Annotated in this window: 22 protein-coding genes; 13 read left to right on the plus strand and 9 right to left on the minus strand. The window is 40.3% G+C overall.

The window, feature by feature from the left end:
• Window positions 1–126: 126 nt before the first annotated feature.
• Window positions 127–579 (minus strand): AfsR/SARP family transcriptional regulator, encoded by a 453-nt coding sequence (locus tag PGQ33_RS05915; RefSeq protein WP_118198615.1) that lies wholly within the window; start codon window positions 577–579, stop codon window positions 127–129.
• Window positions 580–701: 122 nt separating this feature from the next.
• Complete coding sequence (locus PGQ33_RS05920; protein ID WP_008368677.1) at window positions 702–1,196, minus strand: NUDIX hydrolase; 495 nt, start codon at window positions 1,194–1,196, stop codon at window positions 702–704.
• A gap of 273 nt (window positions 1,197–1,469) precedes the next feature.
• On the opposite strand from PGQ33_RS05920, the gene PGQ33_RS05925 reads away from it, so the two are divergent.
• From PGQ33_RS05925 to PGQ33_RS05935, 3 genes are all read left to right on the plus strand, one after another.
• The gene (locus PGQ33_RS05925; protein ID WP_270205438.1) at window positions 1,470–1,742 is read left to right on the plus strand and encodes a hypothetical protein; all 273 of its coding nucleotides are present in this window, start codon (window positions 1,470–1,472) and stop codon (window positions 1,740–1,742) included.
• A 232-nt stretch (window positions 1,743–1,974) separates the two neighbouring features.
• Window positions 1,975–3,108: a hypothetical protein gene (locus tag PGQ33_RS05930; protein ID WP_004844113.1), complete on the plus strand. Its 1,134-nt coding sequence runs from the start codon at window positions 1,975–1,977 to the stop codon at window positions 3,106–3,108.
• Window positions 3,101–3,469 (plus strand): hypothetical protein, encoded by a 369-nt coding sequence (locus tag PGQ33_RS05935; protein ID WP_004844112.1) that lies wholly within the window; start codon window positions 3,101–3,103, stop codon window positions 3,467–3,469. Before PGQ33_RS05930 ends, PGQ33_RS05935 begins: the two co-directional genes overlap by 8 nt.
• Before the next feature lie 170 nt (window positions 3,470–3,639).
• On the opposite strand, the gene PGQ33_RS05940 is transcribed toward PGQ33_RS05935, so the two are convergent.
• A complete protein-coding gene (locus PGQ33_RS05940) occupies window positions 3,640–4,479 on the minus strand; it encodes a helix-turn-helix domain-containing protein (RefSeq protein WP_004844111.1) in 840 nt (279 codons plus the stop codon).
• Between the two features lie 283 nt (window positions 4,480–4,762).
• Between PGQ33_RS05940 and PGQ33_RS05945 the strand changes: the two genes are divergently transcribed.
• From PGQ33_RS05945 to PGQ33_RS05965, 5 genes are all read left to right on the plus strand, one after another.
• Window positions 4,763–5,095 (plus strand): hypothetical protein, encoded by a 333-nt coding sequence (locus tag PGQ33_RS05945; RefSeq protein WP_009244196.1) that lies wholly within the window; start codon window positions 4,763–4,765, stop codon window positions 5,093–5,095.
• Between the two features lie 131 nt (window positions 5,096–5,226).
• Complete coding sequence (locus PGQ33_RS05950) at window positions 5,227–6,345, plus strand: replication initiation factor domain-containing protein (protein WP_242853877.1); 1,119 nt, start codon at window positions 5,227–5,229, stop codon at window positions 6,343–6,345.
• Entirely contained in the window at window positions 6,290–6,523 is a 234-nt protein-coding gene (locus PGQ33_RS05955; protein WP_009244192.1) for a helix-turn-helix domain-containing protein, read from the plus strand. Before PGQ33_RS05950 ends, PGQ33_RS05955 begins: the two co-directional genes overlap by 56 nt.
• A 67-nt stretch (window positions 6,524–6,590) precedes the next feature.
• The gene (locus tag PGQ33_RS05960; RefSeq protein WP_009244191.1) at window positions 6,591–7,796 is read left to right on the plus strand and encodes a tyrosine-type recombinase/integrase; all 1,206 of its coding nucleotides are present in this window, start codon (window positions 6,591–6,593) and stop codon (window positions 7,794–7,796) included.
• 170 nt (window positions 7,797–7,966) lie between these two features.
• On the plus strand, window positions 7,967–10,606 hold the full coding sequence (locus PGQ33_RS05965; RefSeq protein WP_270205439.1) for an HD domain-containing phosphohydrolase: 2,640 nt from the start codon (window positions 7,967–7,969) through the stop codon (window positions 10,604–10,606).
• 96 nt (window positions 10,607–10,702) lie between these two features.
• Here PGQ33_RS05965 and PGQ33_RS05970 read toward each other — a convergent pair whose 3' ends face one another.
• A complete protein-coding gene (locus tag PGQ33_RS05970) occupies window positions 10,703–11,872 on the minus strand; it encodes an iron-containing alcohol dehydrogenase (protein ID WP_270205440.1) in 1,170 nt (389 codons plus the stop codon).
• A gap of 331 nt (window positions 11,873–12,203) precedes the next feature.
• Between PGQ33_RS05970 and thrH the strand changes: the two genes are divergently transcribed.
• On the plus strand, window positions 12,204–12,806 hold the full coding sequence (gene thrH / locus PGQ33_RS05975; RefSeq protein ID WP_118198611.1) for a bifunctional phosphoserine phosphatase/homoserine phosphotransferase ThrH: 603 nt from the start codon (window positions 12,204–12,206) through the stop codon (window positions 12,804–12,806).
• 112 nt (window positions 12,807–12,918) lie between these two features.
• Window positions 12,919–13,665 carry an IS3 family transposase gene (locus tag PGQ33_RS16955; protein ID WP_334303945.1) on the plus strand — a complete coding sequence of 249 codons (747 nt, stop codon included), beginning with the start codon at window positions 12,919–12,921 and terminating at the stop codon, window positions 13,663–13,665.
• Between the two features lie 104 nt (window positions 13,666–13,769).
• On the opposite strand, the gene PGQ33_RS05980 is transcribed toward PGQ33_RS16955, so the two are convergent.
• The 3 genes from PGQ33_RS05980 to PGQ33_RS05990 are packed head-to-tail and all read right to left on the minus strand — an operon-like array spanning window position 13,770 to window position 17,769.
• The gene (locus PGQ33_RS05980; protein ID WP_172679828.1) at window positions 13,770–15,092 is read right to left on the minus strand and encodes an MFS transporter; all 1,323 of its coding nucleotides are present in this window, start codon (window positions 15,090–15,092) and stop codon (window positions 13,770–13,772) included.
• A gap of 13 nt (window positions 15,093–15,105) precedes the next feature.
• Window positions 15,106–16,473, minus strand: a complete 1,368-nt coding sequence (locus PGQ33_RS05985) for an MFS transporter (protein ID WP_055296558.1) — start codon at window positions 16,471–16,473, stop codon at window positions 15,106–15,108.
• A gap of 27 nt (window positions 16,474–16,500) precedes the next feature.
• Window positions 16,501–17,769, minus strand: coding sequence for a glycoside hydrolase family 27 protein (locus PGQ33_RS05990; protein WP_270205441.1), 1,269 nt, complete (start codon window positions 17,767–17,769; stop codon window positions 16,501–16,503).
• A gap of 319 nt (window positions 17,770–18,088) precedes the next feature.
• Between PGQ33_RS05990 and PGQ33_RS05995 the strand changes: the two genes are divergently transcribed.
• Together PGQ33_RS05995 and PGQ33_RS17135 are read left to right on the plus strand one after the other, a co-directional pair.
• Window positions 18,089–18,646 carry an AraC family ligand binding domain-containing protein gene (locus tag PGQ33_RS05995; protein WP_270205442.1) on the plus strand — a complete coding sequence of 186 codons (558 nt, stop codon included), beginning with the start codon at window positions 18,089–18,091 and terminating at the stop codon, window positions 18,644–18,646.
• Window positions 18,647–18,693: 47 nt separating this feature from the next.
• Window positions 18,694–18,960 (plus strand): helix-turn-helix domain-containing protein, encoded by a 267-nt coding sequence (locus PGQ33_RS17135; protein WP_442872454.1) that lies wholly within the window; start codon window positions 18,694–18,696, stop codon window positions 18,958–18,960.
• 79 nt (window positions 18,961–19,039) lie between these two features.
• Here the strand turns inward: PGQ33_RS17135 and PGQ33_RS06000 are convergent, their stop codons facing one another.
• Complete coding sequence (locus tag PGQ33_RS06000) at window positions 19,040–20,731, minus strand: acyl-CoA dehydratase activase (protein WP_117557852.1); 1,692 nt, start codon at window positions 20,729–20,731, stop codon at window positions 19,040–19,042.
• Window positions 20,712–22,037, minus strand: coding sequence for a 2-hydroxyacyl-CoA dehydratase subunit D (locus PGQ33_RS06005; protein WP_270205443.1), 1,326 nt, complete (start codon window positions 22,035–22,037; stop codon window positions 20,712–20,714). Before PGQ33_RS06005 ends, PGQ33_RS06000 begins: the two co-directional genes overlap by 20 nt.
• Window positions 22,038–22,362: 325 nt before the next feature.
• Between PGQ33_RS06005 and PGQ33_RS06010 the strand changes: the two genes are divergently transcribed.
• A complete protein-coding gene (locus PGQ33_RS06010) occupies window positions 22,363–23,283 on the plus strand; it encodes an aldo/keto reductase (RefSeq protein WP_270205444.1) in 921 nt (306 codons plus the stop codon).
• Window positions 23,284–23,321 lie beyond the last annotated feature (38 nt).

A 23,321-nucleotide genomic window follows, 5' to 3' on the forward strand; every position in this document is an offset into this window, starting at 1 on the left:
ATTCCTTTTACAGCAGACATTCACAATCAAAAAACTGTACAAAGAATGTGTAGTCCAATAAAATCTCTTCAAAAAAAATCGGGAGGCTGTCTGATAACAGTCTCCCGATTTTTGCTATATTCCCCATTATTCTTTTTGATTCAACAACGTTCCCAAAGTGTTTTCCGCCCAGCTGTAATTCGTCATATACACTCCTTTGAACAGCTTTTTATGTTTTTCCTCATCCTCCAGGTAGTCATACAGATCACACTCCACATGCTCTGTGCGGATACGGCTCTCCTGATTTACCCGATGCAGGACTCTTTCGATTCCGTATGCATTTAACGTTCTCCGAAGTTCTTTTATCACTTTGCGGAATTTATCTTTTATTCTTTTTTCTGTACATTCATCCTCCCATAAATAACTGATCGCATCCCCCGTCGTCACAAATCCTCCTCTTCTGTCAACCAGAAGTGCCAACAGTTCTTTGGCTTTCTTACATGAAAAAGGAATCGTTTCCCCATCCACAAAAATATCAAAATAACCGAATGTGCGGATTACAATCCTTTTCCCTTCCATCTTTGTCAACTCACTATACATTCTCTTTTCCCCCTTCATTTAATGAGAATCTTTATCATCATACACTATCCAAATGAGCAGACTCAACATTCCATGCCAAAACATTACTTTCGTAACTTTTTCACACTATTCGACATTCCACTTTAACACTCTCTTCTTCTGAAATCTTTCATCTCTTTTCCATCTAACGCTGCATATTCCAGAACATCATCTGTGTTATATACAAGCTTTAATGAGAAAAACGGCTGCTCATTTTCAAGGAGTTCAAAAAAGATCCGATCCCCTTCCCACAATTCCAGTTCTCCGATCTTAGACTTTTCTACCCATTCCAGTTCTCCTTCATCACACGCAATCGGCGTTCCTGTAAAACCATCTGCCGTATAAAGCGACATATATTCTACTACATCTTCGCCATATACAAAGGTTACAATCCCACGATATCTCCAGGATGTCAGCGTGTATCCCGTCTCTTCCCACACCTCACGAAGAAGACATTCCTCCGGGCTTTCCCCTTTTTCAAAATGACCGCCTACTCCGATCCACTTGTCTTTATTGATATCATTTTCTTTGACAGTCCGGTGAAGCATCAGATATTTTCCATCCTGCTCAATATAACAAAGTGTGCTTAATTTTACCATTTTACGTTCCCTTTCATACACAAAATATTTTATGAAAATTATAATCTATCTTCTGGTATTTCTCAACTACCATGACCTGTCTTTTTCCACCATTCCTCCTTCTCTTTAATTGCAAATATTGTCCGCAAATAGTATAATGATGTTTAAAGATTGTGGGAATTGCGTAGCAATGGAGCAATCCGGTTACATCAGTAAGTGGCAAAATTCACTTTTGACACTCACATCGTATAATATCTTCAAATAGACCAAAATTGTAGATAAGGAGTCTCTGTTTTGACAAAAGAAAACTATAAAATAAGCAAAATCCAGATCGGATTTTACTATCTTCTGATGTTCCTGATACTTATCTGGTTTCTGGTAATACAATTCACAGGAATTAACAATCACAATGCCAGAATCCAATCCAGCGACATCACATATCGTGGTACTTTTACCTGGATTCACTCCGATGGAAGCAAAGAACAGATTGCCGTCCCCGGACATTACAATGTTCCTGCAAAAGAGGGATTATCGAACTGGTTTATATTGTGTTACAAAGTGTTGTAAAGCCCGGAATTACAGGCTTTTTTAAAATTGACTTACATATAAAGTGTTATATTTATTTATCCTGATTTGACCGAAATTTGCCCCGAGATTCTTTGTTTGGATTTGTTTGAAAATAGTTTGATAAAAATAAAATAGAATGAAATATTTGAAATAAACATAAAAAAATATAGACAAAATAGGGAATAAGATATAATATTAAAGTAAATATATAATCTAAGGAGGAAGGATATTTATGAGAAAAATTTTTAAACGATTTGCTTCACTTTTGACAATCTTTATATTGACTATTATGTCAATAGTTCCTGTCCATGCATCGGAGAATACTTCTGTTGTAAATGTTACGGATGATTTGGCGATACAGATGGCAGAACGTTTTGCAAAGGGAATAGGAGAAAATAGCAATATTGTTGCTAATAATCCGAGAAAATTTTATGATACAACAGGTCAAGCTATTGGATATATTGTAAATTACAATTTAGAAAACAAACCATATGGATATGTAGTTTTTGATACTACGTGTGAATCTTTGATATCAGAATACTCATTTGGTAATAATTCAGCAAATCCATATGAGGTGATTTATCAAAGTGAAGCAAATGTATTTAGTGAAAAAGCAAATACCTCTGAAATATATAAAATAGCTCCGTTTGAATATGGTATTGTTGATAATTTGGGAAAGATTAGAACGAATTATGGTGAAACATTAGAAAAAACAGTACTGTCCTTGAATGAGAGTAGGGGAAAAGACCCAGCTACTTGGGATGAGGTTTTGCTAGATATTGATGAAGTTTATGAAAACTACACGCTTGTTTCAACAAATCATCTTCAAGAATTTATTTCCTTTAATGAGCCGTATATAGAAAGTGTAACAGGACATTATGCATGTGCAGTTAGTGCATTATTAGCATGTGGTGCATATTATAATGCTGTTGATTATACAGATATTGCAGGTGATTATATGGATATTTGGGATTCAACAGGAACGACAGTTTCATCGGAGAGTGGAGGAATAACATATGGTTCAACAACTATTGGCAATATTGGACCTGGATTTGTGGACTTTTGTGCTGGAAAGAATGTTTCTGTAACACAAAATACTGACTATAGTCCCAATTATAATTTTTTCACTAATTGCATTGATAGAGGAGATATAGCAGTTGTCCATTGTGGTATAATTAGCAGTGATACTGGAGAACGTGCGGGGCATTCAATGGCAGCAGAGGGATATGCAACTTTGCGAGCATATAATTCTGGAAATACAGTACATACATTGATGGTATTTGATGGATGGGGGGATACAGTACGTTATTTGAATTTTGATTTTGATAGTTGGACAGACATATCGGGGACTACATTTAATGGATAAGAAACGATTGATTTTGTTAATCATACTTTTGCTTGCAATAGTATTAATTGTGCTTGGCGTAAAAGGAAATGTTTTTAAGGAGAATCGTCAAAATATGGAGTTGCGTTCTAGTGGAGATGATAATTCTCATTGGTTTCATTTGAGTGGGGTTGTTGTAGAGAAAACTTTTGATACACTTTTAATAGAACTAAATGAGAAGGAAGAAAGTAGTCTATTTTTTGATACGACAAAAGTTAGTTTAGATTGTACTAAGTGTAAAGGTGATCTAGAACAAGTATCAGAAGGAAATGTTATTAAATTTTATTTTTTTAAGTATAATATTGATGGTGAAACGGTAAAAATTGAAAGAATAGTAAGATAAAAGTATAAGTAAGAGTTCTGCTATCAGAACATTATTATTAGTGAGGTAAAGGAACAAGGCGAAGCCGAGACGCCGTAGGGCAGTCCTTTACGGAACGGACACAGCCAATACCATCATGATACATAAGAGGACTTGAAAGGTCACAAACCTTGCAAGTCCTCTTGTTTATCTTATGGGTTACTTCTGTCGGATTGCATTTTCCAATAGACCGCTTCTTTCGTGGCTTCTCGGAAAAAGCTATCCTGTCTGGTATATGACAGATGTTCATTCTGGATATAAGCGTCTGATTCGCAATCATATTCGTAAGGGATTACCTGTGCTGTTCCCTGTTTTTCATCAATTCCATAGATAATTACTTTGGAATCTCTCAATGCCAGTCCGAGTGTCAGAAAGCCGGAAGTGAAATAATTGTTGTTGTGTGGAGCGGTTATGCTTTTCAGTGCATGAAAGAAGTCTGCTACTTCCTCAGTCTGTCCATTCTCAAAAGCCGGAATGATATGTAAGGTGTTGTTTGCCTTATCTGCATATGCCCGGCAGACCAGAACGGAAGAATCCGCTTTTTGTATGATACCGTCAAAATAATCGCCGGAGTATGCAGTTGGCTGATAGAAAATGGCGGTTTCTTTTGTTGTAAGGTTATGATAAGTCAGAAAGCCGTTTACAAGCCGGACAATCTCGATATCATCCCCGTAGGTAAATCCGTTCTGCTCTAAAAGAGAATAGAAAGTTCTGGTAAATTCTTCCGGCAGTTCAATCCCCAGTTTTTCTGTGATAAGCATATCTACATATTCTTTAAATGAACCATACAGAAGTTCATTCAGCGTCATATTGCCCAACGTGGCAATCTGCTTCAAGCGTTTCTCATTGGGAAGATTCACACCCTTTTCCCAACTGTTTACAGAGCCTTTCGGGGCATTATCTATGATTTCCCCAAACTTCTGCATACTGTAACCGTATTTCTTGCGTATCTGTAAAATTCGTTTTCCTACTGCTTCTTTATTCACAAACATATGCACACCTCGTTTCTGTTTTCATCATAACACAAGATAAGGATAAATGTAAGGGTAAAATTATAATAAGTTATAAAAAGATATAGTTAAGCGTTTGAAATACAAAAATAAAAAGTAAGGGAAAAAGTAAAATAATTGTTGACAAGAAGAAAAAACAGGTCTATGATGAGGTTAAGAGGTAAGGAGAAAAGTAATGAAATAAATATAGACGTGGATATGAAAAGGACTTGTCACACTTACCAGACACTCATTCACCATGATTTCAAAAAAGGAGAAATGTAGCATGCAGATTACATTGACAAAAGAACAGGTCAGAGAAGCGTTCGGGGAACTCCGTTACATGGGAGCAGACTACTGCTACAAGTATGATAAGGAAACCCGGAAGAAAACCGAGGAAGTGGAAGCATTGAAACTTCACCTCGGAAGCATGAAACTTGGAAACAGCGTAGATATCCGTCTGGAAGCAACAGAACTTCCAAAGGTAGAGCCTTACACAGTGGTAGAACTAGAAGAAGCGGTATATGCCCCTTATGTGCAGAGAGGAAACTTCCCGGTATTGGTGGACAGAATCTCCTGCAAGGGTATCCGTGTTGTTACCGGAAAAGGAAACGTGTAGAGACTGTTCCCGGAAATTCTCTGCGGACTGCTCCGTACAGCGTGAAAGGAGCAAAGGGAGTAGAGAAGTTCCGGGAACGTGGCGAAAGCCACGGCATACTACGAAAGGCAGGGATGATGATAACAGAGGTAATGAAAATTTCAGAACCCCCCTATACTAACAGGGGGGTAACTCGTCAGAAAGAAGATTTGACAGCACTGATTGACTGGTGTCAGATTACTGTCAAAGGTGTAGACGTGTTCATAATCATAGAAGATATCTTGCGGATTCCACTGAGTTTTATGGAACTGCATGGTAAGGAAAAAGGAATTGCTGGACACGAACTGATAGCAAGATTTGACAATATCAAGATTCTGAAACCGACAGGAAATGCACAGTATGAGGGATTTCAGATTCTTATGAGTGGTTCGGGGTGCAGGAATTATGAAAATTTCCTTATGATGAATAAGGAAACATGGTTTGATTTTCTGGAAAGAGTTTGCAGATACCCGGTGAATTTTCCGAGGATAGACTTGGCAATCGACGATACAAAGCCTTATCTGTCTATCCCGGAATTGATTCGTCTGAAAAACGAGGGGCTGATATCTAGTCAGTTGCGTGATACAGCAGAGAATCGTTCTGATAGACTGAAAGAGGATGAAATAGAAGCGCAGGGAAAAACACTATATCTCGGCAGTAAACACAGTGATTTTCGGATTACATTCTATGAAAAGGGATATGAACAGGCAGAAAAGTTCGGAAAAGAACTCAACCCGGACTGGAACAGATATGAACTTCGATTCCGGCACAAAAAAGCGGTCAGATTAGTAGAAGAACTTCTGAAAGACAGGGATGTGGCACGGATTGCGTTGTCTGTATTAAACGAGAAAGTGCGGTTTTTACAGAAGCCGGAAAACAGCACGGTTACAAGAAAACGGCTTTATCCTACTTATCCCCCGTGGGAAGAACTCATGCAGGATGTAGGGAAGATAAAGTTGACCATGAATCCAGAGAAAAAGACACTGGAACGAACATGGCAGTGGCTGAACGTAGCAGTTTCGCCCTCTTTAAAGCTAATGGATAAAATCGGAAAACTGGATAACAGAGATTATATCCGCCAGCTAATAGAACGGGGGCAGATGAACGAAGAACAACAACGCATATATGAGGACTATAAAAAATCTTTCCTTTTGAGGGAAGAAGAAAGGAGAATCTTTGACAGAACATACACAGAAAACGATACAGACAAAGAAAGCCCTTACAGTGAATGAAGCGTCAGAGTATACGGGAATTGGAAGAAATAATCTGCGAAAGCTGATTACATGGCAGAAGATTCCGGTCATAAGGATTGGAAATAAGATTCTTATACGCTCTGAGGTTTTAGACCAGTTTTTGAAGAAAAACGAAGGGCATAATCTGAAAAATAAATATGAAGTAATTGCAGTATAAACACAAATAAGCATATAATACTGTCAGACCAGTTCTGATAGTCCTTGCACGGAAAGGAGCGTGCAGATTGGGCAAGGACTTAAAAGGAAATCCATTACCGCCGGGAATTATGCAGAGAAAAAGCGGAATTTACAGAGGGCGGTTTTATTACAAAGGAGAAACGTATACAAAAGATAATGCGGACTTAAAAAAGTTAGTTCAAGAAATGGAAGATTTACGCTATGAAGTCAAGCATGGGTTGAAAGGAAAGGGCGATAATATCACTCTGGATACATGGTTTGATATCTGGCTGAATACCCATAAGAAGCGGACTATCAAGGAGAGTACACAAGTACGTTATGATGATTTTTACAGACGTTACATAAAGAAGCAGATAGGAAAACAACGTGTGGCAGATTTTAATCCGATTATTTTGGAACGTCTGCTTCAGAATATGGCAGATGATGATTACAGCACAAAGACTATACGGGATGTGTATAATATTCTCAATGCTATGTTCAAATATGCAGTGCATAACAGGATTCTTACATTCAACCCATGTGCAGGAGTGGAAGTTCCCAAAACAAAGACAAAACAGATACGGGTACTGACTGTGAAAGAACAACGGGAAGTATTGGAACACGCAAAGGAGAGAATACACGAGAATCTCATACAGGTAGCACTCGGAACGGGAATGCGTGGCGGAGAACTGCTTGGGCTTACATGGGATGATGTAGATTTTCGGAAACGGGAAATTTCTGTAAATAAAACGTTGGTGTATATCAAAGATAAGGAAACAAAGAAGTATGTATTCAAGTACCAGACACCAAAGACAAAGAACAGTATACGGACGATTCCCATGCAGGACAGTGTGTATAAGGCTTTAAAACGTCAGTGGATTCAGTTGAAAGAAATGCAGTTGTCAGCTAGTGAATGGCAACCATTAGAGGGATTTGAAAATCTTGTGTTTGTTGGAAAGAACGGAAAACCGATTACAGAACACACCTTTCAAGTGACGTTAGACTGGATAGAAAAATCTATCAATAAGGAACGAAAAAAGCAGGCAGAGAAAAACAAGACAGTGTTTATACCGATTCCGCATTTTTATCCACATGCACTTCGTCATACTTTTGCAACGCGTTGTTTTGAAGCCGGGATTGACGCAAAGGTAGTACAAGGATTCCTCGGACATTATTCCATAGCAATCACACTGGATTTGTATACGCACGTCACAGATGATAAAGCAAAATCGGAAATGGATAAATTACAGAATTTGTATAAGGAAATCATATAATCAGAACAAGAATAAGAAAGAGAATAGAAAAGGTGCAACATTTCTTTAGAAAATTATTTGACCGAGATTTGACCGAAGCGGATTTTGCAACAAGTACAGAACAGCGAAAACCCGCTAACCACAAGGGCTAACGGGCTTCGTTGTTTTATAGTTATCTAAAGAAAGAGACTATGGTCATTACCACAACACTTCCTGAAAATTATACGCAAAGTTCACTTGCTATACGTTCCTCTCTGCAGGATATCCGTTTCTATATTGACGGAGTGCTTCGCACTGAATACTCAACCAAAGACCATCGACTGACTGGGAAAAATTCTGCCAGCTGTTATGTTTTCTGTCCTACTTCAGCAGCAGATGCAGGAAAAGAACTCCGTATTGAGCTGACTACCAATACCTCTAACTATTCCGGTGTAGTCAATGAGATCTATTTCGGAGACAAGAGTGATATCTGGGAATATATTTTTGAATCTTACGGGCTTGAGACTATTATTGCTTTCTTTATCTTGTTCGCTGGTATCATTACCATCCTTTTCAGTATCGCACTCGGAATTGTCTATAACAGAAAATTCGATATGGAATATCTTGGATGGTGCATGACCATGGGAGCCACATGGATGCTCGGCGAATCCAAGCTCAGACAGCTTATAGTTCCGAATCCATCTGCACTGGGGACTTTATGCTTTGTGATGATCATGCTCGTTCCGATCCCGGTACTTTTTTATGCAGATCTCATTCAACAGGGGCGTTATAAAAAGCCTTACTTTTACCTTGGCTGTGCGGCATTTGGTAACTTTTTGATCTGTCTGGTTCTTCATCTGACTGGCATTGCTGATTTTATTGAAACTCTGCCGGGCGCCCACGTGATTCTTGCAGTCACCTTCTTTCTGATTTTCCTGACTTTCTGTCTGGATATGCGAAAGAAAGAATACCGAAAAAACAAATTGGTGCTGATTGGTCTGATCATTGCAATGCTTGCCATCGCCATCGAATCCATTTCTACATATTTTGTAGTTTTGATTTCCGGTCTTTTTATTGGTGTCGGTATGTTGATCCTTCTTTTCATTAACATTATCCGTACAATAAAGAATGTGCATACCATTGAAATGCATCGTCAAAAAGAGGAGCTTTTGAAACGTAAACGGCAGATGGAAAAAATTTCCTTACAGATGATGCAGACTCTCTCTACGACCATCGAGGCCAAGGACGAATACACCAGAGGGCACTCCCATCGTGTTGCGGAATACTCTGCACTGATTGCGCAGGAAATGGGTTGGAATCGCTCTGAAATCGTCAATCTCCGACATGCAGCTCATCTGCATGATATCGGAAAAGTCGGCATCCCTGATATTATTTTAAACAAGCCATCCAGACTGACAAACGAAGAGTACGCTGTTATTAAGGAACATACGGTTATTGGTGCTGAGATTTTGAAAAATGTTTCGATCATCAATCATGTAACCGAAGTTGCCCGATCTCATCATGAGCGTTATGATGGCCATGGTTATCCGGACGGTCTAAAAGGTGAAGAAATTCCGATCCATGCGCGAATCGTTGCTGTTGCTGACAGCTATGACGCAATGAATTCCCGCCGTATTTACCGTAATTCTCTTCCAAAAGAAACAATTTATGAAGAAATACGCAAAAACAGAGGAACTCAGTTCGATCCGGAAATCGCAGATATTTTTCTCAGACTGATGGATGAGAATCGTCTGACGATCACAGATACTTATCTGGAAATTGATGACGAGCCAGCTCTTCCTGGCATGGAATTTGAAATCAGCAACTTCATTTCCAATGTTATGAATACGATGAAGAGCCAGGAGGAAGTAGAAAATTTTGATCTTCTTACCGGACTCCCTATGCGAAATACCGGTCAGAAAATGATCGCACAGCTGATGCAGGAACACAATGGCTGTCTGATCTTTATGGATATGGATAATCTGAAAAAGATAAATGATATCTACGGTCATAAAGCCGGCGACCGTGCACTGAAAGCACTTGGAGCTCTCCTCTCCGAGCATATCGGAAATTCGGTTGGCTGCAGGTTTGGTGGCGATGAATTCCTTCTTTTTGTACCGGATGCCGGTAAAAATGAAATATCCGAGCTTATGGAAACTCTGTTTTCCCGCTTTGATTCTGAAAAGAAAAAAGATTTTGAGATCCGTGTTGCATCCATTTCTGCCGGACTTTGCATGTGTACCAAGGGAGATTCCTTTGACGAGTGTTCTTCCAAAGCAGATAAAGCACTCTATTATGTCAAGCAAAACGGAAAACACAATTTCTTTTTCTATCAACAGATGGACAATACCGTATTCCCGGTTTCCAGCGTAGCAAAAGATCTTTCCCTTGTGGCAAAAGCACTTCGCAACAGCGGAAACTATTCCGGAGCACTTAATCTTAATTACCGTGAATTTTCTAAGATTTATGAGTACATCAACCAACTTGGAGAACGACATAAATACCATTGTTTCCTGGTCATGGTCACAATGGAAACCGCTCCGGATTCTATGATGTATATTGAAAATATTGAACAGGCACTGGAATACATGGAGGAAGCGATCCGTCACAAGATCCGTAGGATTGACGTGTGTACACGGTATAGTGCCATGCAGTATCTGATCATTTTATTTGAATCAGATGAAAGTCAGATTCCAAAAGTTATGGACCGTATTTTCATTCAGTATTATAAACTGTACGATAAACGGGATTTCATTCCGAAGTATGAATATCTTCCGGTGAATGAACACTCGGAGGAAACAAATCCTCAAAACACTTCAGATCACCTTAACCAAGAGATCCATCCAGTATAGAAATTTTCCTGCATACCAGATCACGACAGCAAGAGATCCCTGCACCATTTACGGCACAGGGATCTCTTTAATCTCTTTCAGTTCCATTCCAATTAGCTAGAAGCACTCCAAAAATATTTCCAGAATCTCCTCATGTGTCATCTTCTTATAATTTCCATCCACCAGATAACAAGAATCCGCAATTTCTTTCAGATCCTCTTTTTTCTCCACGCCTACTTCCCGAAGTGTTGTCGGAAGTCCGATCTCTCTGATAAAATCAGCCAATGCCTCTACGCCAGCTTCAGCCATCTCTTCATCGGTACGTCCATTTCTCGGAATTCTCCATACATTTTCCGCAAACCGGGTAAATTTCTTTGCGCCTGCCTGACAGATATGCCGATAATAAACCGGATGCAGCACAGCAAGTCCACATCCATGACTGCAGTTGGTATAAGCACTGATCTGATGCTCCATCTGATGGCATTCAAAATCACATTTTTTGCCGAGCTTGATGATCCGGTTCTCCGCCATGGTAGACAGCCACATCAGATTACTTCTTGCTGTATAATTCTCCGGATTTACCAATGCCGCACGAAGACTTGTTATCACGCCGCGCATCAGAGCTTCCGAAATATCATCTGATACGTTATCCTCGTCCGGCTCACTGAAATAAGTCTCCATAACGTGAGACAGGATATCAAAGCTTCCTGCCACCATCTGTTTTGTCGGAACAGTATAAGTGTAAGTCGGATCCATTAATGCAAATTCCGGATTGCATTTCGGATAATCCCGGTCTGTCTTGATCATGACCTCTTCATTGGTAATAACTGCTCCCCCGTTGCACTCACTGCCTGTTCCGGACGCTGTTACGATCACGCCAAGTGGCATCGGTTCAAAATCCACAACACCCTTCTTCGCCCAGTACTCATCCCACACATCTTTCTCGCTGACCGCTGCCATGGAAATTGCCTTGCTACAGTCCATAACCGAACCGCCGCCGACTGCAAGGATCCAGTCCACCTGTTTTTCCTTTACCAGCTTTGTGCCTTCAAGCACCTTCTTATAAGTCGGATTTTCCATGATCCCCGGAAATTCAATGATCGTTTTCCCGGCTTTTTCAAGTGCTGCTATGACTTCCTCATAAACTCCATTTTTCTTGATCGAGCCGCCGCCATAGGCAAGCAGAACCTTATCCCCATGCACCGCAGCGATTTTCGGCAGATACTCACCGACACATCCTTTCCCGAAATATACTTTCGTTTTATTTTCAAAAATAAAGTTATTCATCCTTTTTCTCCTTTATGTAATTTAAGCAAAATATGTTTCGGCAGATTTTCTTTTTTCAATGATCCATTCCGAAACATCCCTCTTTTGCCACAGATACTTATATTATAGTCCCTGAAAAAATTTATCGTCAACATCTTTCCGGTTTGCGCACATTCCAAAATGGAACCCGCAATTTTCCCGAATAACTTCTTTACATGGTTTTCCATGCCATCATGTAGTTTATACAGGTTTCTCTCCAGCAGTTTTTATTCAATTTCAAAAAAGCATGCAAAATAAACAGATATATGATATGATAGAAAGCAAAAAACAGAAAGTACAGGAGGGTTAACATATGTATATTACATGTCTGGATGTCGAAGGAGTACTTGTACCGGAAATCTGGGTTGCATTTGCAGAAGCAAGTGGAATTCCAGAACTGAAAAGAACCACAAGAGATGAACCTGATTATAACAAACTGATGCGTTGGAGACTGGATACTTTAAAAGCGCATGGTCTCGGAATCAAAGAAATTCAGGAAACAATTTCCAAGATTGATCCGCTTCCGGGCGCAAAAGACTTCCTGGATGAGCTACGTTCCTTCACCCAAGTAATCCTTCTCAGTGATACCTTCACCGAATTTGCAATGCCGCTCATGGAAAAGCTTGATCATCCGACACTTTTCTGCAACAGTCTGGAAATTGCGGAAAATGGTGAGATCACAGACTTCAAGATGCGTGTGGAAAATTCCAAACTAACAACCGTGAAGGCACTGCAGTCCATCGGATTTGAAACAATTGCAAGTGGGGATTCTTACAACGATCTGGGTATGATCCAGGCAAGTAAGGCAGGATTCTTATTCCGTTCAACCGACAAGATCAAAGCGGATTATCCGCAGATCCCGGCCTATGAAACCTATAAAGAGCTGCTTGGCGCAATTAAAGATGCAATGAAATAAAAGATAATTGCATATTGCATGGCGATATGCGTAAAAAACCTTACCGGTTTTCAGTTTTTACATCTTTCTTAAAAAAACTCGAAGAAATAGAGAGGAGGCGGGGCTAAGCCTGATTCGTCATGAACATATATATCAGGCAATCAAAGAAGAACACAAAGAACATAATTATCCAATCGCTGCACTTTGTAAACTTGGCAGAGTTTCCAAAGCCTCTTACTATAAATGGTTACATAGAGAAATTCCTGAAAGTGAACAAAAGAATAGACTTATTGCTGATGAGATAGAAAAGATTCATACAGAGTCACCGGATAAAGGCTATCGAAAGATCAGAGATGATCTGGAACGATATCATGGTATTGATGTAAACGATAAACGTGTGCTACGCATTTGCCGTAAACTTAATATAAAATCAACTATCAAGTATTCTAACAACGGGTGCACAAGACAGGCTGCAAACCCTCAGTATATAGCTGAAAACATACTTAATCGCGAGTTCACTGCCAAAGCACCAAACGAGAAATGGCTCACTGATGTGACAGAATTCCATTATTATATGGGGATGGAAAAACGTAAACTTTATCTAAGTGCAATACTGGATCTATATGATAGACGGATTGTTTCGTATGCTATTCGTGATAAGAACAACAATACTTTGGTGTTTGATACGGTAGACAGTGCTTTACTTAGAAATCCTGGTGCGCAGCCACTGTTTCACAGTGACAGGGGATTTCAATATACAAACAGGATATTTCATACAAAACTTATAAATGCTGGAATAACGCAAAGCATGTCGCGAGTTGCTAAATGTATCGACAATGGATCAATGGAAAAACACAAAATTTACTTGCAAGCTGCATAAAACTGCCAGCAGATAATTTCTACTGGCAGGAAAAATTTATATTTTTTCAATTGTCTACTTGACGGGGAGCAGTTCAGTTCAACAGCCCCATTCCAACTGGTTTTTCATTTCAATTCTGCCAGCACCTGATCATATTCCTTGTCCAGATGATATGCCAACATACAGATTGCAATTAATCCCCATGCCAATATCACTCCGTAAATATACAAATTTTTAATCATTGCGACAGCTTCCACTGTCTCTGTAACACTTCCGGTAAATCCGGATAACTGCATTAACTGGCCGATTGCCCAGCCTGCCACACCCCCACCAAATTTTTGTCCGACCGTAAAGGTGGAAAATATCAGCGCATGTACACGAATGCCAGTTTTCCAATGTCCATAATTAATTACATCTGCCAGCATGGTAAAAGTGAGTCCGTTAATCGGAGCCTCTCCGAGTCCTCGAATAATGGAAGCAGCTAAAACCAACTTCATATTTTCCGGATTAATCATTAGAATAATCTGCGCAGCAATACATATGATGGCTCCTCCCAAGACCAGATTACGCTTTCCAAACTTCTTAATCAATGGCGCCATACAGATGATTCCAAGAATCCACGGAATTTTTTCACACGTCTGCATAACCCCCATAATTTCTGCATTTCCAAGCACATACTGCGCATAATAAGTAGATACTGTTCCATTGACATTCTGATACAGAGCAAGTGCCATTACCATCAAGAACATAATGATAAAATATTTATTCTGTGCAGCAGCTTTCAGACGAACTCGAAATGGAAGATTTTCTGCTTCTGCTGCCGCTTCCGTATGAAAACGTTCCTTTGTTCCTAAAAAGGTCCACATTAGCATTCCAAACGCAATAATTCCATATACCGCCGTTACTATAATCCATGCCCTCTGATCTCCACCAAGAAAGTTAATCAGTGGCAGTGATAAGGCGGTTACAATCATGTTGCTGACAGGCGACATAGACATTCTGAAAATATTTAATTTAGCCAGATCCTCTTCATCATTTGTCATCAACGGCGCCATTGCCGAATATGGAAGATTTAATGCCGTGTAGACAACTGTCGTACACAAATTATAAGTAACAAAGATATAGATTGCCTGTACCATTTTGCCCGCATGCGATGGGACTGCAAATAGTGCCGTAGCTGAAACCGCATACGGCGCGGCCATCCACAGAATCCACGCTCTTGCTTTTCCATGTCTGGAATTAATCTTATCCATCAATTGGGCAATCAAAAGATCTGAGACACCGTCAAACACTCTAGATACCAGCAGGATCGTACCTACTACTCCTGCTGATACTCCGATTACATTTGTATAAAAATATACGATAAGACCAGATGTAAGTGCATATACTACATTACATGCAACATCTCCCATACCATAAGCTATTTTTTCTGATATGCTTGTCTTCATATACATTCCCCACTTATTTTCCATTCCGCTTATTTAAATCCTCAATAATCTGCGGATACATTTTATCAAGTTTGTAAAATTTTAACAATATAATATTCAATACTCCGACAACAAACGGAACTGCGATAAACAACAGTTTAATTGCAAGTACTGCAGATCCTGCCTGTGTATCAGCAAATGAAAGTGTTCCATCATATTTACTGAAATTGAGTACCCATCCGATGACTGCCGTAACAATACCTGCCGCAATTGTTCCTACAAATCCCTGCATACTGAATGTCAGCCCTTCGACACGAATTTTCGTTTTCCATTCTCCATATTCAACTGCATCACTTACCATTGCAGAAGACACTGCAAGTAGGAAGCAATATCCCACGCCACGCATAGCAGCTGTGATTATCAGTACTGTTGTATTTTCTGTAAATGGTAAAAGTATCACATAGCTGACACAGATAATCATCCATCCAAACATCGTAGTCTTTCCTTTTCCATACTTCTTCACAACCAGATGTACAAAGAAAAAGGTTGCAATTGCAGGAACGATATAAGCCGTATTCAATATGCTGATCATACTGCTATTATGAAGAACCGCTTTACTATAATATGTGTTTACCGTACTGATGGCCTGAAAGAAGATATTGATACAAATGGATATCACCATCAGCATGTGCCAGTATTTGTTTTTCAACACTGCTTTTACTCCGTCAACAACACGAATCTTTTCTGTCTTCGTCTCTTCATTTTCATGAATTCTCTCTTTACATCCTGCAAAGCATAAGAAGAACAGAATTGCCGCAATGACACCAAATATTCCGTATACGATACTCCATGCTTTTCTCGCCCCCACATATTCCGTTATAAAGTCTACCAGTGGAAGAGTTCCTGCTGTAACAAGAAGACTCGCAATCTGTGCAAACAACTGACGGAAGATATTCAACAGTGTTCTCTGATACTGGTCTTTGGTCATCATTGTAGCCATAGATCCATATGGAATATTAATCAGAGAATAGACGCTCATCATTGCATTATATGCAATGAATACATAAATAATCTGGTACAGCTTTGCTACATCCGGAACTGCAAATATTGCAAATGTTACGATTCCAAACGGAACAGCAAACCACAAAAGCCATGGCCTTGCCTTTCCGTATTTGGAATGCGTATTATCGATCAGCCATCCGGTAAGAAGTGCAACAACTGCGTTGATCACCCTGGCAATCAGAAAAATGACTCCAATTGTTGCCGCATTGATATTTACCACATCAGTGTAATAGAACATTAAGAACGTTCCCGTAGATGCCCAGATAATATTACTTGCCGCATCACCACAGCCATAGGCCATCTTCTCTTTCAGACCAAGTTTCTTCCCTATTGTGTCCATCACTTCATTCCTCCTATCTAACGTTCATCATATTCTTTTCATCTGATACAGTACACAGCCATGGCTTTCTACTTCTTCTGTTCCTTCTGTTCCTTCTGTTACCTTTTTTCCTGACCAGATTTCTTTTGCATCTTTTCGAAGATATCGCTCTGTCAATTTACCTGGAATTTCTTTCTTTTCATCTGATACGTTAAAGATTGCAATATATGTACTTTCCTTATTTTCACCTGACCAGACGATCCATTCATCATCTCTGTACTCCTGTCTTTGTCCTTCCAATGTGCGATGCATTTCATTTACCTCTGTATTCGTCAGCAGTGAAAGAGTCCAGGCATCCAGATCATCCAGTTCCCCGCCATACATTAGTGGCGACTGGAAGATAGACCATAATGTAATCATTGTCTTTTGTTCCGGTTTCGTAAAGCAAGTCATACGGTCTGCCTTTCCACGCTCACCGGAACGGATTCCAATATGTCCAAGCGGAAGCATATCGCAATCAGGCCAGTTTCCTTTACGGATAAATGGCGACCAATAATTACAACGATCGAACATATCATAGAGCAATTCCCACTCATCCCAGAAATCGTCTGTAAGTCTCCACATATTGGCATTCTTTTGGAGAAAGCTTCCATCCTGAAGTCTTGCCGGTCCCGGTGAAAGGGAAAGTACAATCTCCCGTCCCGTTTTATCAATGGCCTTTCGAATACCTTCAATCTCTTTTCTATGAGAATCTCTGTAAATCGTTGAATATGCAATGTCATCTACCTTAATGAAATCAACTCCCCATGAAGCATACAGTTCCATAAGAGAATCATAATATAACTGTCCTTCCGGAATTGACATATCCACTCCATACATATCTGAATTCCATGGACAAATGCTGTTAACAGCAATCTGATCTGCTGTCTTATCCGTTCCTTTGATATGCATTCTTCCATGAACAGCCTGTCTTGGTATTCCCCTTAAAATGTGAATACCGAATTTCAACCCTAATTGGTGTACATATTCAGCAAGTGGTGCAAACCCAACTCCATCTGCTGAACTTGGAAAACGATTTTCAGCCGGAAGCACACGACTATATTCATCTATCTTCAAATCCGCAAACTTGCGATATGCTGCTGACTCAGCTCCTGGCTCGTACCACTGAATATCTACAACCACATAGTTCCATCCATATTTCTTAAGCTTTTCAGCCATAATATCTGCATTTCTTTTTACTTCTTCTTCTGTAACAGACGCTCCATATACATCCCAGCTGTTCCATCCTTTTGGTGGTGTTTTTGCAAATTCTAACATATCTCTTTCCTTACCTTTCCATTTTATTTTAGGGTGCACAAAATACAGGTCACCTTTTACAAACTGACTTCTTTCTTCTAATAACTATAGCTTTTTACTTTTCTGTGAATTTGAATCGATTCGTTTCCTGTCTGAATTTTTAGATTATTTTTTTCTTTTCTTTCTCTTGTCTACATTGATATCATATACTATAATCTTATTACCATGTTAGTCACTTTTGTTGGATAACTTATAAATTTTGTCGGAAATTGTAGTTTAATAAAAGCAAAAATTTTGTATCTATCGAATATAAATATACAAATTACCGAAAGGAGATCCTATGGAATTAGAAAAATTAAATCTGTACAGAGACACCAGCTGGAATGATATAAAACTTCGTTTCTGCGGTCATTCAGAATGTCTGCCTCTTCATTACTACGGACCTGGAACAAGACCCTATTATCTCATGCATTTTGTTCTTTCCGGGAAGGGACGTCTTGTTGTTAATAAAACAGAATATCTTATTGAAGAAAAACAGATTTTTTTGATTGAACCGGATCAGATGGTCTTCTATCAGGCCGATAAGGAGAATCCATGGACTTATTCGTGGGTTGGCTTCAATGGCGAACTCGCTCCATACTTCATGCATCGTCTTGGATTCGGTTATCCGTCCCTCACAAAAGGACTTTCTACAGAAGTCTTTGAGGAAATCAAGGATCTCCTTGAGATTCTGATTTCCATAAAAAATGATAGTACAAAAAATGATCTGTATACCAATGGCATTCTTCTCCTTCTTCTTTCAAAAGTTGGTACTTTTATCGAGAACTCCAAAGAGTTTCCCGAAAAAAAAGTCGTCAGAATTCAGAAAGTCATGTACAGCGAGCAATTTCTATTGTAGAAGATTTCTACGGACGAGACCTGACAGTTCAGTATATTGCAGACAAACTGAATCTGAATCGATCCTATCTCTCAGAAATCTTTTCAAAGCAGATGGGTGTTCCATTGAAAAAATATATACTGGATTTTCGCATCACCCAGAGTGAAGAATTTCTTTTTACTTCTGACTGGTCCGTGGACTATATCAGTCAGATCTGTGGATTCAGTTCGCCTTCTTATTTTTCAAAAATATTTAAAGAATACCACGGAATTTCTCCTACAGAATATAGAAAAAACCGTCACAAACGCGAACGCCAAATTGTTCTGGTAAAATAAGGGGCTGTCGCACTAAATTGGTAAGGTTTCTCTTTTTTATGCAATATAAAATAATGTCCGGTGATTACAAACACAGCCTCTACACACTGCACTTCTCATATGCAAACAATGCAGCTCCAAGCGCACCACAAAGCTGTGCCTCGTCGCAAATATACAATTTTGCATCCAGCTTTTCTTCCAGTGCTTTGATGATTCCAGGATTCTTTGCCACTCCGCCTGTCATCATATATTCTCCCGGATTCTTTTTCCCAAGACGTGCCGCCAGTGCTCCTACTTTCGAAGCAACCGACACATTCAGACCATGGATGATATCTGCCACATCTTTATTCTGAGCCACAAGTGATACCACCTCTGACTCAGCGAACACCGTACACATACTGGAAATCACAATATTTTCCTTCCATTCCAATCCTTTTGTACTCATCTCTTCAAGAGAAAGTCCCAAAGTCCGTGCCATCATTTCCAGAAACCTTCCGGTTCCTGCCGCACATTTGTCATTCATCAGGAAATTCTTTACTGCGCCATTTTCATCGATGCTGATCGCCTTGATATCCTGTCCGCCGATATCGATCACCGTCCGCACATTCGGGTTCAGGTAATGCGCACCTTTGGCATGACAGGTGATCTCTGTAATACTGTCATCCCCGCTTTCAATATAAGCACGTCCATATCCCGTCGTGACAATTCTGACAATTTCTTCTTTCTTAATTCCTGCCTTCTCTACGGCAAGATCCAGGCTTTTCTCCGCACTCATCATCGCTCCGCCGCCTGTCGGAATGATCATCGTAGATTTAATTTTTCCGTCCTGATCCAGAATCACAACGTCTGTACTTGTAGAGCCACTGTCGATCCCTGCTACATAATATATTCCTGACTCCATCTTTTTTCTTGCCTCCTCACTGATTCCTTTTCCCGGATCCATGTCTTCCGATCCTTCAATCGTTTCTGCAAATGCCTGGATTCTCGTCAGTAACTGTCCAGCGCTCTGACTTGTAAAATCCGTCTCGATTTTCAGAAGCGGTACTTTGATATTCTTTTTAATGCTCGCATATTCAAATCCATAATAATCACAGAATTTGATCGTATGATAAATAATTCCCTTCAAGTTTGGATCCAGATACAGCTGATTTCTCCGAGTGTTGTTATTCATTCGGAAACATGGGATTTGGCAAAGCAGGGCATCCGCATAAGCCAGAAACATTTTTTCTTCATCCATCTGTCTCATCTGCTCCGGAACAACTGCAAGCTGTCTTCCACCGGTGCAGGTAAGATTGTCCACGTCCATCTGAATATTATCCCGGATCATTTTTTCAAGAATACCCGTTACACGCACACCCATCAGACCAATGTATGGCTTCATTTCTGTCTCATTTTCTGTAAATGAATTTAAAAATGCTTCCTTATCAAATGTTTTTCCGGAAAATTTTTCGTATGCTTTTTTCAGGCGCATGATTGCCTGTGCATACTTTACCTTCTCACATTCATTATCCTCATGCGGAAGATCCAGCATATATAAAAAATTGCATTTTCCGGTACTCTCTACAATATCATAAACTCTCCGGGCAGAATCACAGCAGTTCACAAGTACAAGCTGCTTAACCTTTCCTTCCAGAACTGCCTGAATCACAGATTTCCCAAAACCGCACAGATTTGCGTGTGCGATCTGATCCGACATTTCAAAGTTCTCCGGCATTTCCTCCAGTACGGCACACTCTTCTCCAAATGCATTCAATAACTCTACCGGCGTATATTTACAGACATAATGTATCATCTGACCCAGCCCCCTTTCCGTGATTTGCGGCATATTTTTCTGCTTTATTTACCTTCAGCATCTCCATATAAGCCTGAAGTCTTGTAGAAATCTGTCCATCACTGCTGTTTGCCGGATTACATCCATCTCCATCAAGGATCATGGTCGGGATCCCTGCTTCCTCAAGCGATCCTTTGATCAGACTGGAAGCTCCGATCGTACCTTTGCATCCCCAATGTGTAAAAAGGATTCCTCCATCCACATTTGTCTGCGCCGCAAGCTCTTTTGCCTTCTGGATTCTCTGCTTGACGCTTCCATTGTAAATGCAGTTCACCATCTTTTCTGCCATGGACTCATACGGATCTTCATAATGTGTCTTCTGAAGTCCGTCTGCCACAAAGTCACAGGCACTGATATGAATCTGGTCACTGTAATTGAAAATATCCTTTACCGGTTCCTGCAAAAATGGCATCATATGCATCCAGAGAATATGCAGACCTTCGCTCTTCGGTGCCTTTTTCACATCTTCCAGAAGCAATTTCGTATACTTGACTGCCTCCTGCGAACCCGCCATGAGGTGGCACATGAAAATCGCGTACAGCTCATTGGTCAGGCTCGTGACCGGATCATGTTCTTTGCGCAGTGCCAGCTGTTCATGATAATATGCGGCTGCCTGGTTGCTGTTATTGACCGCCTGCCGTACTGCCTCTTCGGAAATCTTCTTTCCAGTAACATCTTCTAAAAATGCTTTCAACTCCCGGAGCTGATCTGCCACATATTTTACAGAATCTTCGTTCTTGTCATACGGTACATCTATAAAAAATCCCGGAAGCATATTTTTCTGCTTCAGATACGGGAAGGTCATCATATTGCTGTCACATGCCAGATTTGTGTAGATCATACATTTTGGCTTTGGCACAAGTCCGGATAGTGCCGCTCCAAGGAAAACTCTGTGATAGGAGCACATCGTTTCCGGAAATCCCTCTTCTTCTGTTTTTCTCAAAAATGTCTGCTCACATCTTGTTCCTGCGATAAAGCAGGACATTGCTTCTACCGAATACGGAGTCAGCCCTGCCGCCGTCAAAAGCTCTCCCGGAACAAAGATGCTGACCATCGCTGAATTTTCAGGCTTTGAAAGTGCCTGGATGATATTTTTCATAACAATTCTTGCTACATACTGTCCCGACTTGGGCAGCTTTTTATCTGAAAAAAAGAGCAGTCGTTTCTCCTGAAGTCGATATCCTGTAAGAAGAAGCCTGCGCGCCTTCCCGGGATCCTCCAGAGACATACTGCTCACTGCGTTACCAAATTTTTGTATAATGTCCATTATAGAATTCCTCTCTGTTTTGCCTTTACTTGCTGTCTGATATATTATAGCAGTTGTGTCGGGAAAGTAAAGAGGAATCTATTGACTTCAACGGAACCAATGGAACGTACTTTTTTCAAGATATAATATCTGCTCTTCTATCTCTTACTCAAATTTAATAGCTATCTCAAGAAATTTTCATTGACTCTCGAGTGCGCTTCTATGATATGATGATACCATGGTCAAAAGTATAACAATTATTATTTCTTTACTTCCGGACTTCTTCCATACTTGCTTTACGGAAAAATTCCGCGAATATCAAATCATTACAAAGGAGATTTTTATCATGAGAGAAACTATTTTAGGCAATCATCTGCAAAAAATTCCTTCCATTGCAGTCGGATGCATGCGACTTTCTGAAAAATCGAAGGAGGAAATGAACCATTTCATTCACTCTGCATTGGAACAGGGCGCATATTTCTTCGATCATGCGGATATCTATGGCGGCGGTATGAGCGAGACTGTGTTCGGCGAAGCCTTTGCCGGCGATCCATCCCTGAAACGGGAAGATATTTACCTGCAGTCAAAATGCGGCATCCGGCAAGGTTATTATGATCTCTCAAAAGAGCACATTTTGAAATCCGTCGATGGTATTTTAAAACGGCTTCAGACAGATTATCTCGATCTTCTGCTGCTTCACCGTCCGGATGCACTCGTAGAACCGGAAGAGGTTGCTGCCGCATTTGATGTTCTGTTTGAGAGCGGAAAGGTCCGCCATTTTGGTGTTTCAAACCACAAACCGATGCAGATTGCACTGCTGCAGAAGTATGTCTGCCAACCGCTCGTTGTCAACCAGGTTCAATTCAGCATTCCGGTTTCCAATCTTGTTGCAAATGGCATGGAAGTCAATATGGAAACCCCCGGTTCAATTGACCACGACGGAAGTCTGCTCGACTACTGCCGCCTCCACGATATCACCCTCCAGGCCTGGTCACCATTTCAGATGCCGGCATGGAAAGGATGCTTTCTCGGAAGTGACGAATACCCGGAACTGAATCAAAAGCTTCATGTACTGGCTGAAAAATATAATGTCAGCGACACTACCATTGCGGCTGCGTGGATTTTACGCCACCCGGCAAATATGCAAATCATTACCGGAACTGCAAGCGAAAGCCGCCTGAAAGAAATTATCGCAGCATGTGAGATAACACTGACTCGCGAAGAATGGTATGAGCTGTACCTGGCTGCAGGTCATCCGCTTCCATAAGGATTTTCGGCATTATATTTCTGATTTTATATTCTTGC

It is taken from the genome of Coprococcus sp. AM100_B19A, from assembly GCF_027662015.1.
Classification (GTDB): domain Bacteria; phylum Bacillota; class Clostridia; order Lachnospirales; family Lachnospiraceae; genus Allocoprococcus; species Allocoprococcus comes.

What these genes read in the sequence shown, in the direction of transcription:
- PGQ33_RS05915 (WP_118198615.1), bottom strand. Translation starts at nt 579, where the DNA reads ATGTATAGTGAGTTGACAAAGATGGAAGGGAAAAGGATTGTAATCCGC.
- PGQ33_RS05920 (WP_008368677.1), bottom strand. Translation starts at nt 1,196, where the DNA reads ATGGTAAAATTAAGCACACTTTGTTATATTGAGCAGGATGGAAAATAT.
- PGQ33_RS05930 (WP_004844113.1), top strand. Translation starts at nt 1,975, where the DNA reads ATGAGAAAAATTTTTAAACGATTTGCTTCACTTTTGACAATCTTTATA.
- PGQ33_RS05935 (WP_004844112.1), top strand. Translation starts at nt 3,101, where the DNA reads ATGGATAAGAAACGATTGATTTTGTTAATCATACTTTTGCTTGCAATA.
- PGQ33_RS05940 (WP_004844111.1), bottom strand. Translation starts at nt 4,479, where the DNA reads ATGTTTGTGAATAAAGAAGCAGTAGGAAAACGAATTTTACAGATACGC.
- PGQ33_RS05945 (WP_009244196.1), top strand. Translation starts at nt 4,763, where the DNA reads ATGCAGATTACATTGACAAAAGAACAGGTCAGAGAAGCGTTCGGGGAA.
- PGQ33_RS05950 (WP_242853877.1), top strand. Translation starts at nt 5,227, where the DNA reads ATGAAAATTTCAGAACCCCCCTATACTAACAGGGGGGTAACTCGTCAG.
- PGQ33_RS05965 (WP_270205439.1), top strand. Translation starts at nt 7,967, where the DNA reads ATGGTCATTACCACAACACTTCCTGAAAATTATACGCAAAGTTCACTT.
- PGQ33_RS05970 (WP_270205440.1), bottom strand. Translation starts at nt 11,872, where the DNA reads ATGAATAACTTTATTTTTGAAAATAAAACGAAAGTATATTTCGGGAAA.
- thrH (WP_118198611.1), top strand. Translation starts at nt 12,204, where the DNA reads ATGTATATTACATGTCTGGATGTCGAAGGAGTACTTGTACCGGAAATC.
- PGQ33_RS05980 (WP_172679828.1), bottom strand. Translation starts at nt 15,092, where the DNA reads ATGAAGACAAGCATATCAGAAAAAATAGCTTATGGTATGGGAGATGTT.
- PGQ33_RS05985 (WP_055296558.1), bottom strand. Translation starts at nt 16,473, where the DNA reads ATGGACACAATAGGGAAGAAACTTGGTCTGAAAGAGAAGATGGCCTAT.
- PGQ33_RS05990 (WP_270205441.1), bottom strand. Translation starts at nt 17,769, where the DNA reads ATGTTAGAATTTGCAAAAACACCACCAAAAGGATGGAACAGCTGGGAT.
- PGQ33_RS05995 (WP_270205442.1), top strand. Translation starts at nt 18,089, where the DNA reads ATGGAATTAGAAAAATTAAATCTGTACAGAGACACCAGCTGGAATGAT.
- PGQ33_RS06000 (WP_117557852.1), bottom strand. Translation starts at nt 20,731, where the DNA reads ATGATACATTATGTCTGTAAATATACGCCGGTAGAGTTATTGAATGCA.
- PGQ33_RS06005 (WP_270205443.1), bottom strand. Translation starts at nt 22,037, where the DNA reads ATGGACATTATACAAAAATTTGGTAACGCAGTGAGCAGTATGTCTCTG.
- PGQ33_RS06010 (WP_270205444.1), top strand. Translation starts at nt 22,363, where the DNA reads ATGAGAGAAACTATTTTAGGCAATCATCTGCAAAAAATTCCTTCCATT.